This window comes from Geodermatophilus sp. SYSU D01180 (assembly GCF_054050415.1).
This window is the reverse complement of the sequence record NZ_JBJGZH010000052.1, coordinates 1-9,388: the sequence shown is the minus strand read 5'-3', so window position 1 is coordinate 9,388 and position 9,388 is coordinate 1. Positions and strand designations below refer to the sequence as shown.

8 protein-coding genes are annotated in these 9,388 nt (G+C 77.2%); 5 read left to right on the top strand and 3 right to left on the bottom strand.

The features are described from left to right. Window positions 1–278 precede the first annotated feature (278 nt). The gene (locus tag ACI8AA_RS23855; RefSeq protein ID WP_457046853.1) at window positions 279–1,190 is read left to right on the top strand and encodes a TIGR01777 family oxidoreductase; all 912 of its coding nucleotides are present in this window, start codon (window positions 279–281) and stop codon (window positions 1,188–1,190) included. A 14-nt stretch (window positions 1,191–1,204) separates the two neighbouring features. On the opposite strand, the gene ACI8AA_RS23850 is transcribed toward ACI8AA_RS23855, so the two are convergent. After that, window positions 1,205–2,473, bottom strand: a complete 1,269-nt coding sequence (locus ACI8AA_RS23850) for a serine/threonine-protein kinase (RefSeq protein ID WP_457046854.1) — start codon at window positions 2,471–2,473, stop codon at window positions 1,205–1,207. Beyond that, a complete protein-coding gene (locus tag ACI8AA_RS23845) occupies window positions 2,374–2,907 on the bottom strand; it encodes a protein kinase domain-containing protein (RefSeq protein ID WP_457046852.1) in 534 nt (177 codons plus the stop codon). The genes ACI8AA_RS23850 and ACI8AA_RS23845 overlap by 100 nt, the downstream gene beginning before the upstream one ends. Before the next feature lie 118 nt (window positions 2,908–3,025). Between ACI8AA_RS23845 and ACI8AA_RS23840 the strand changes: the two genes are divergently transcribed. The 4 genes from ACI8AA_RS23840 to ACI8AA_RS23825 all read left to right on the top strand — a co-directional run bounded on the left by ACI8AA_RS23840 (window position 3,026) and on the right by ACI8AA_RS23825 (window position 6,118). Then, window positions 3,026–4,264, top strand: coding sequence for an NAD(P)/FAD-dependent oxidoreductase (locus ACI8AA_RS23840; protein WP_457046851.1), 1,239 nt, complete (start codon window positions 3,026–3,028; stop codon window positions 4,262–4,264). Window positions 4,265–4,272: 8 nt separating this feature from the next. Then, on the top strand, window positions 4,273–5,007 hold the full coding sequence (locus ACI8AA_RS23835; RefSeq protein ID WP_457046850.1) for a Type 1 glutamine amidotransferase-like domain-containing protein: 735 nt from the start codon (window positions 4,273–4,275) through the stop codon (window positions 5,005–5,007). A gap of 68 nt (window positions 5,008–5,075) precedes the next feature. Then, on the top strand, window positions 5,076–5,735 hold the full coding sequence (gene lipB / locus ACI8AA_RS23830) for a lipoyl(octanoyl) transferase LipB (protein WP_457046849.1): 660 nt from the start codon (window positions 5,076–5,078) through the stop codon (window positions 5,733–5,735). Further along, complete coding sequence (locus ACI8AA_RS23825; protein ID WP_457046848.1) at window positions 5,735–6,118, top strand: PPOX class F420-dependent oxidoreductase; 384 nt, start codon at window positions 5,735–5,737, stop codon at window positions 6,116–6,118. Before lipB ends, ACI8AA_RS23825 begins: the two co-directional genes overlap by 1 nt. 28 nt (window positions 6,119–6,146) lie before the next feature. Here ACI8AA_RS23825 and leuS read toward each other — a convergent pair whose 3' ends face one another. Next, window positions 6,147–9,041, bottom strand: a complete 2,895-nt coding sequence (gene leuS, locus ACI8AA_RS23820; protein ID WP_457046847.1) for a leucine--tRNA ligase — start codon at window positions 9,039–9,041, stop codon at window positions 6,147–6,149. Window positions 9,042–9,388 lie beyond the last annotated feature (347 nt).

Below are 9,388 nucleotides of genomic sequence, written 5' to 3'. Positions count from 1 at the left end.
GCCGCGCGGTTCCTCGGCACGGTGAAGGAGCGGCTGGAGGCCGGACAGTTCCAGGGCGAGCTCGGCCTGAGCTGACGTCCCCCGGTGGGGGGGGGGGGGGGGGGGGGGGGGGGGGGGGGGGGGGGGGGGGGGGGGGGGGGGGGGGGGGGGGGGGGGGGGGGGGGGGGGGGCCGACAGAGTCCCCGGGCCAGCGCCGCCGGAGGTCCCGCCCCCGGGGGGGGCCCGGGCCCCCGCGCGGGGCCCCGACGTCGTACCGGGCAGGGGGGACGAGGAGGGTCATGAAGATCGCCGTCACGGGGGCCTCCGGCCTCATCGGGTCGACGCTGGTGCCGGCGCTGCGCGCCGACGGGCACGAGGTCATCCGGCTGGTCCGGCGCACCCCCCGCACCGCCGACGAGCACCGCTGGGACCCCCAGCACCGGCGGATCGACCCGGCGCTGCTGCGCGACGTCGACGCGGTGGTCAACCTCGCCGGCACGCCGATCCGGCCGCGCCCGTTCACCGAGGCCTACCGGCGGGACGTGCTGACCAGCCGGGTGGACAGCACCACCACGATCGCCGAGGCGCTCGCCGCCGCGGCCGCCGAGGACCCCGCGCGCCGGCGGGTGCTGCTGTCGGCGTCCGCGGTCGGCTACTACGGCGACACCGGGGACCGCGTGGTGGAGGAGGACGCCCCACCCGGGGACGACTTCCTCGCCCGCGTGTGCGTGCAGTGGGAGGCCGCCACCGCCCCGGCGGCCGAGGCGGGCGTCCGGGTGGTCACGCTGCGGACCGGCCTGGTCATCGGCCGCGGCGCCACGCTCGTGCGCATCCTCGGCACGGTCTTCCGGCTCGGCCTCGGCGGCCGGGTGGGGTCGGGGCAGCAGTACTGGCCGTGGGTGAGCCTGGACGACGAGGTGGGCGCCATCCGCTTCCTGCTGACCGCCGACGAGGTGTCCGGGCCGGTCAACGTCACCGGTCCCGACCCCGTGCGCAACGACGAGTTCGTCCGGGAGCTGGGCCGCGCCGTCCACCGGCCGACGGTCCTGCCGGTGCCCGGCTTCGCCATCCGCTCAGCGCTCGGCGAGTTCGGGCGGTCCAGCGTCCTCGCCGGGCAGCGAGCCGTGCCCGCCCGGCTGCTCGCGGCCGGCTACCCGTTCCGGCACCGCGACCTGCCCGCCGCCCTCCGCGAGGCGCTCGGCCGCGACTGACCCCGCCGGCGGCCTCACGCCAGCCGTCCCGCGGTCCCGATCCGCCAGCCGCCGGCCCCGGGGGCCAGCACCATCGTCACCGGAGCGGCCCCGCGGCCGGCCTCCGTGCGCAGCACCGGCCCGTCCGGGGCCGCGGCCGCCACGACCACGTACTCCGGCCAGCTGTCGACCAACCGGACCTGCACGGACCCGTCCCCCGAGCCCGCGGCCTCGACCGTCACGTCGGAAACCGACGGGGCGAAGCCGCGCAGCACCTCACCCGCCGCGGTGAGGGAGCTCAGGTACGCGCGGTCGGCGGCCAGCAGCGGGCTGTCGGCGGTGTAGACCTCGTCCAGCAGCGTCGGTGAGCCGCTGGTGAACGCCCGCGCCCGGCGCTCGTAGAGGTCGGTGAGGACGGCGGTCCAGTCGACCTGCTCCGCCGACGGCGGTGGGGCCGGCACGGAGGACGGGACCGGCGCGGAGGACGGGACCGGCGCGGAGGACGGGACCGGTGCGGAGGACGGGACCGGTGCGGAGGACGGGACCGGTGCGGAGGACGGGACCGGTGCGGAGGACGGAGCCGGGGCCGCGGACGGGACCGGGACGGCGGACTCCGGGGCCGCAGCGGCCGCCGGCGCCGCCGGTCCGCCGGGCCCGGAGGAGGTCAGCGCCAGCCCGAGCGCCACCGCGCCCAGCACCAGGGCGGCGACCGCGATGCCCGCGGCGGCCCGCCGCACCAGCGGTCCCCCCGGCCACCGGGACCGGTCCGACGGTGCGCGGACCTCGGCGGGCGCGGGCCGGCGGCGCCGGCCGGGCACCTGGTGGGTCAGCTCGGTGCGTGGCCCGCGGCCCGTCCGGGCCAACTCGGCGTCGGGGATCCCCGGCACCGGCAGCCGCACCGGCTCCGGGCGGCAGGCGTGCCTCAGGTCGAGCGCGAAGGCCGCCGCCGACCCCCGCGCGTGCGGATCGGCCGACAGGCCGCGACCGACCACCTCGAGCAGCGCCGGCGGCGTGCCCGGGGCCAGCTCGGCGAGGTCGGGCAGGTCGCCCGCGGCGGCGACGGCGAGGGTGTCGGCGGGGGTCGCGGCGTTCCACGGCGGGACGCCGGTCAGCGCGTGGAAGGCGGCCGCGGCGACGCCGAAGACGTCCGAGGCCGGGCCGGGCGCGCTGCCGCGGGCGACGGCGGGGTCGACGTAGGCCGGCGTCACCTCACGGGCGGCGTCCTCGCCGAGCACCCGCGCCACGCCGAGGTCGGTGAGCACCGGGCGGCCCTCGGCGGTGAAGACGACGTTGCCCGGGGACAGGTCGCCGTGGACGACGCCCTGCTCGTGCGCGCAGGCCAGCGCGGCGGCGACCGGCGCCGCGCGGTGACCACCTCGCCGGGGCGCAGCCGGCCGCGCCGGGCCAGCAGCGCCGCCAGGCTGCCGCCCTCGAGCAGGTCGAGGACGAGCGCGACCCGGGCCGGGCCGCCGCGCCGGGGCTGGTGCACCACCTCGTGCAGCCGGACCAGGTGCGGGTGGTCGAGCGCACCCAGCAGCGCCGCCTCCCGCGCCTGCCGCCCGGCGTCGCCGGCCACGAGCAGCTTCACCGCCACCGGCGCGCCGCCGTCACGCGGCCTCGCTCGCCAGACCTCACCGGACCCGCCGCGGCCGAGCAGCCGGTCGAGCCGGTAGCCGGGCACGACGGGCGGCGCCGGGGCGTCGTCGGGGCCGTCGCTGGGCGAGGGGGTGGCGGGCACGGCGGGGACCGTAGGCCGCGCCGCCCCCGCCCCGCCTCCGCCGTCCACAGGCAGGAGCGGCGTCCACAGGCGCTGTCCCGGACGGGTGCCCGGCGCCGACTGCACCTAGGTTCGGGACATGCCGCTGCCCGCCCGTGCCGAGGTCGTCGTCGTGGGCGCCGGGCTGGCCGGCCTGTCGACGGCCACCCGCCTGGCCGCCGCCGGGATCGACGTGCACGTCCTGGAGGCCTCCGCCTCCGCGGGCGGCCGGCTGGCCACCGAGCGGGTCGACGGCTTCGTCGTCGACCGCGGCTTCCAGGTGTTCAACACCGGGTACCCGCGCGCTGCCGACCTCGACCTGGCCGCCCTCGACCTCGGCTTCTTCGCCCCCGGCGCGGTCGTCCGCGTCGGCGACCGCGCACACCGGGTCGCCGACCCCCGCCGCCGCCCCTCGGCGGTGGCGGACACGCTGCGGGCACCGGTGGGGTCCCTGCCGCACAAGGCGGCGATCGCCGCGTTCTCCGCGCGGGCCGGGTACTGGCCGGTCCCGCGCCTGCTGACGGCCCCGGAGACGTCCGCGGCCGAGCACCTCCGGCGGGCCGGGGTCGGCGCCACGGCCCTGGAGCGGTTCTTCGGGCCGTTCTTCGCCGGCGTGCTGCTCGAGGACCGGCTGGAGACCTCCAGCCGCTACCTGGACCTGCTGTGGCGCAGCTTCGTCCGCGGCGGCACCGGTCTGCCGGCGCGGGGCATCCAGGCGATCGGCGAGCAGCTGGCCGACCGGATCGGCGAGGAGCGCGTCCACCACGGGGTCCGGGTCACCGCGGTCTCGGGCGGCTCGGTCGACAGCGACGCCGGCCCGGTGCGCGCCGACGCCGTCGTGGTGGCCACCGACCCCGACACCGCGGCCGTCCTGGTGCCGGCGGTCGAGGCCGCCGCGCCCCGCCGGGTGACGACCCACTACCACGTGCTGCCGGCCTCGCCGTGGCCCGACCCGCTCATCGTCCTGGGGACGCCGGGCGGCCGGCTGGTCAACAGCGCGGTGCTCACCGACGCCCAGCCGGCCTACTCCCCCGACGGCCGCGCCCTGGTGGCCAGCAGCTCGCTGGCACCGACCCCGGAGGCCGAGGTCCGCGAGGAGGTGGCCCGACTGCACGACGTCGCGGCGGCGGACCTGGAGCACCTGACCACGGTGACCGTGACCGGCGCTCAGCCCGCGGCGCTGCCCCCGCTGCAGCTGCGCCGCCCGGTCGACCTCGGCGGCGGCCTGTACGTCTGCGGCGACCACCGGGACACCCCGTCCATCCAGGGCGCCATGGCCAGCGGCCGCCGCACCGCCGCCGCGGTCCTGCGCCGGCTGCGGCCCGCGACCGCGGCCTGAGCCGCCTGATGCCCGCCTCCGCGCCGACGATCCTCGCCACGAGCATCGGCTTCGACTCCCGCGGCCGGGGTCCCTACGACTGGGCGCCGGGCCCGGTGTTCGACCTGGCTGTCGAGCTCGCCGGGGCGCCCGCGCAGCCGCGCCTGTGCTACCTGGGCACCGCCACCGGCGACGACCCCGCGCGCCTGGCCGGCGTGTACGGCGCGTTCACCGGCAGCACGGTCCGGCTCAGCCACCTGAGCCTGTTCCCGATGCCCACCGTCCCCGACGTGCGCGCGCACCTGCTGGCGCAGGACGTGGTCTGGGTCGGTGGCGGCAGCGTGGTCAACCTGCTGGCGGTGTGGCGGGTGCACGGCCTGGACGAGGTCCTCGCCGAGTGCTGGCGGGCCGGGGTGGTGCTCGGCGGGGTGTCGGCGGGGTCGCTGTGCTGGCACGTCGGCGGCACCACCGACTCCTACGGCCCCGACCTGCGCCCGGTGACGAACGGGCTCGGCCTCATCCCCACCTCCAACGGCGTGCACCACGACTCGGAGGAGCAGCGCCGGCCGCTGTACCAGCGGCTGGTCGCCGACGGGACGCTGCCCGCCGGGCACGCCACCGACGACGGCGTGGGCCTGGTCTACCGCGGCACCGCGCTGGTCGAGGCGGTCGCCGACCGGCCGGGGAAGGCCGCCTACCGGGTGGAGCGCGGCCCCGACGGCACCGCCGTCGAGACCCGCCTCGAGCCCCGCCGCCTGCGGTGAACCGCCGCGTCCCGGGTCCCGCTTCGAGCCCCGGCGACTGCGGTGAGCGCGGGCCTAGGCTGGGAGCCGTGACCGAGTTGCGCGTCGTCCGGGCCGGCACCGTCCCCTACGAGGAGGCCTGGGCGCGCCAGCGCGAGATCCACGCCGCGCGGATCGCCGGGGAGGCACCGGACACGCTGCTGCTGCTTGAGCACCCGTCGGTCTACACGGCGGGCCGGCGCACCGAGCCGCACGAGCGCCCGGTGGACGGCACGCCGGTGGTCGACGTCGACCGCGGCGGCAAGATCACCTGGCACGGGCCCGGCCAGCTGGTCGGCTACCCGATCGTGGCGCTGCCCGACCCGGTCGACGTCGTGGCGCACGTGCGCCGGCTCGAGGACGCGCTCATCGAGGTGTGCGCCTCGGTCGGCGTCGAGACGATGCGGGTCGACGGGCGCAGCGGCGTCTGGGTGGCCGCCGACGCCCCGGGGCCCGGCAGCCGGTTCCGGCCCGAGCGCAAGATCGCCGCGATCGGCGTGCGCGTCGCGCGCGGGGTGACCATGCACGGGTTCGCGCTCAACTGCGACCCCGACCTCGGCGCGTTCGGCGCGATCGTCCCGTGCGGCATCGCCGACGCCGGGGTCACCTCGCTGAGCGCCGAGCTGGGCCGCGACGTCCCGGTGGCCGAGGTGGTCGACACGGTGGAGGCGGCGATGCGGCGGGTGCTCACCCTCGCCCCGGCCGCCTGATGGCCGGCCTGCCGGACAGCACCTACGTCAGCCTGATCACGTTCCGCCGCACCGGGGAGCCGGTGCCCACGCCGGTGTGGGCCGCCCCCGACGGCGACGGCCTCGTGGTCTGGACCCGCGCGGACTCCGGCAAGGTCAAGCGCCTGCGCCACACCGCACGGGTCACCGTCGCCCCGTGCGACGTCCGCGGCCGCACCACCGGGCCCGCGGTCGAGGCCACCGCCGGGCTGCTGGAGCCGCACGAGTGGCGGCAGGCGCGGGCCGCGCTCGCCCGCCGCTACGGCTGGCAGTGGCGGGTCTCCCACACCAGCTCGAGGCTCTGGCAGCGGCTCACCCGCCCGGGCACCGAGCGGCACGCGATGATCCGCATCCACCCGGCCTGACCCGGACGGGGTCGGACCGGGCGGGACCTCAGCCGACGACGAAGTTGACCAGCCGGCCCGGGACGGCGATCACGCGCCGCACCGTCCGGCCGTCCAGCTGCGCGGCGACCTTCTCGTCGGCCCGCGCCGCCGCCTCCAGCGCCGCGGCGTCGGCGTCGGCCGGCACGGTCACCTGCGCCCGCACCTTGCCGTTGACCTGGACGGCGACCTGCACGGTGTCCTCGACCAGCCACCGCTCGTCGGCCACCGGGAACGGCGCCCACGCGATCGAGTCGGCGTGGCCCAGCCGCGCCCACAGCTCCTCGGCCAGGTGCGGGGCCAGCGGCGCCACCAGCAGCACCAGCGGCTCGGCCACCGCCCGCGGCACCGGGGAGTCGGCGCCGTAGGCCGCGGTCAGCGCGTTGGTCAGCTCGGCGATCCGGGCGATGGCGACGTTGAACCGCAGCGTCGCCATGCCGTCGCGCACGCCGGCGATCGCCTTGTGCAGCGCCCGCAGCACGTCCTCGGAGGGAGCGGCGTCGTCGGCGGCCCGGACCGCGCCGGTCTCCTCGTCGACGACGACCCGCCAGATCCGCTGCAGCAGCCGCTGCGAGCCGACGACGGCCTTGGTGTCCCACGGCCGGGACTGCTCGAGCGGCCCGGTCGACATCTCGTACACCCGGAACGTGTCGGCCCCGTACGCGCCGATCATCTCGTCGGGCGTGACCATGTTCTTCAGGGACTTGCCGATCTTCCCGTACTCGCGGTTGACCGGCTCGCCCTCGTAGAAGAACCGCCCGTCCTCCTCGACCACCTCGGCGGCGGGCACGTAGAAGCCGCGCTCGTCGGTGTAGGCGTAGGCGGAGATGTAGCCCTGGTTGACCAGCCGCCGGAACGGCTCCTCGCTGGACACGTAGCCCAGGTCGTGCAGCACCTTGTGCCAGAAGCGGGCGTAGAGCAGGTGCAGGACCGCGTGCTCCATGCCGCCGACGTAGAGGTCCACGCCGCCGACGTCGCCCGGCGACTGCGGGCCCAGCCAGTACCGCTCCAGCTCCGGGTCGACCATCTGCGCGTCGTCGCCCGGGTCCAGGTAGCGCAGGTAGTACCAGCACGAGCCGGCCCAGTTGGGCATCGTGTTGGTCTCGCGCCGGTAGGGCTTCGGCCCGTCGCCCAGGTCGAGCTCGACGGTCGTCCACTCGGTGACCCGCGACAGCGGCGGCTCGGGCTGGGAGTCGGCGTCGTCGTCGGCGAAGGTCTTCGGCGAGTAGTCGTCGACGTCGGGCAGCAGCACCGGCAGCAGCGACTCGGGCACCGCCCGCGGCAGCCCGTCGGCGTCGTACACGATCGGGAACGGCTCGCCCCAGTAGCGCTGCCGGCTGAACAGCCAGTCGCGCAGCTTGTAGGTGGTCGTCGCCTCGCCGTGCCCGGCGGCCACCAGCCACTCGGTCATCCGCGCGATGGCGGCGGCCTTGTCGGTCAGCCCGTCCAGCGAGACCTGCTCGTTCGACGAGTTGATCATCGGGCCGCTGCCGGTGTACGCGCCGCCGTCGAAGTCGGCGGGCGGCTGCACCGTGCGCACGATCGGCAGGCCGAAGGCCTGCGCGAACTCCCAGTCGCGGGTGTCCTCGCCCGGGACGGCCATGATCGCGCCGGTGCCGTAGCCGGTCAGCACGTAGTCGGCGATGAAGACGGGCAGCTCCGCGCCGGTGACCGGGTTGACGGCGGTGGCGCCCAGCCACACGCCGGTCTTCTCCCGGCTCTCGTTCTGCCGGTCCAGCTCCGAGCGCCGCGAGGCCTGCCGCTGGTACTCGCGCACCGCCTCGGCCGGGGTCGCCGTACCGCCGGTCCACCGCGGGTCGGTGCCGTCGGGCCACGCCGCGGCGGTCAGCGTCTCCACCAGGGGGTGCTCGGGCGCCAGCACCATGTAGGTGGCGCCGAACAGCGTGTCGGGGCGGGTGGTGAAGACCTCGATCGTCTCGTCCCCGGCGGCGAAGCGGATGCGCGCGCCGGTCGAGCGGCCGATCCAGTTGCGCTGCATCTGCTTGACCGAGTCCGACCAGTCCAGCCGGTCCAGGTCGGCCAGCAACCGCTCGGCGTAGGCGGTGATCCGCATCATCCACTGGGTCAGCGGGCGCCGGAACACCGGGAAGTTGCCGCGCTCGGAACGGCCGTCGGGGGTGACCTCCTCGTTGGAGAGCACCGTGCCCAGGCCCGGGCACCAGTTGACCGGCGCCTCGTGCAGGTAGGCCAGCCGGTGGGCGTCGACGACCTTCCGCTTGTCGACGTCGGACAGCTCGGCCCACGGCCGCCCCGACGGGTTGGTGCCCGGCGCGGGCTCGCGGGTGCCGGCGTCCAGCTCGGCCACCAGCTCCTCGACCGGGCGGGCGCGACCGGCCTGCTCGTCGAACCAGGCGCCGAAGATCTTCAGGAAGATCCACTGCGTCCACCGGTAGTAGCCGGGGTCGATCGTGGCGAAGGTGCGGCGCTCGTCGTGGTCGACGCCCAGCCGGCGCAGCTGCGCCCGGATCGCCGCGATGTTGGCCTCGGTGGTGATCCGCGGGTGCTGCCCGGTCTGCACGGCGTACTGCTCGGCGGGCAGGCCGAAGGCGTCGTAGCCCATCGGGTGCAGCACGTTGTCGCCGTCCATGCGGCGGAACCGGCTGGTGACGTCGGTGCCCAGGTAGCCCAGGGGGTGCCCGACGTGCAGGCCCGCACCCGAGGGGTACGGGAACATGTCCATGATGAAGGTCTTGGGCCGGCCCTCGACCCGCTCGAACCCCTCGGACAGGCGGCCCACCGGGTTGGGCGTGTGGAACGTCCCCTCCCGCTCCCAGCGGTCCTGCCACTCCAGCTCGATCCGCTGGGCGAGGGCCGGGGTGTAGCGGTGCGGGGGGACGCCCTCCTCGGCCGGCTCGGTCGTGGGCTGGCTGGCCGTCTGGCTCATCGCGGTGCTCCCGGGGTCATCCGTCGGCGGACATGAAAAGACCCCTCACGCAGGAGGGGTCGCCGTGCTGACGTGAGCGCTCAGGTCAGCACGGCCGGAGAAGCAGGCGTCCGCCGGTCACGGGCACGAGTCTACCGCCCGGGGACTCACCCGGACGGGTCGGTCGGGCGCTCCGGACTGCACCCGGACGGCGGACGGGCCGTTGTCCTCCTCGTGCGGCGCGCTCAGGTGTCCCTCCGGCGTGGGGGGGGGGGGGGGGGGGGGGGGGGGGGGGGGGGGGGGGGGGGGGGGGGGGGGGGGGGGGGGGGGGGGGGGGGGGGGGGGGGGCGGGGGGGGGGGGGGGGGGG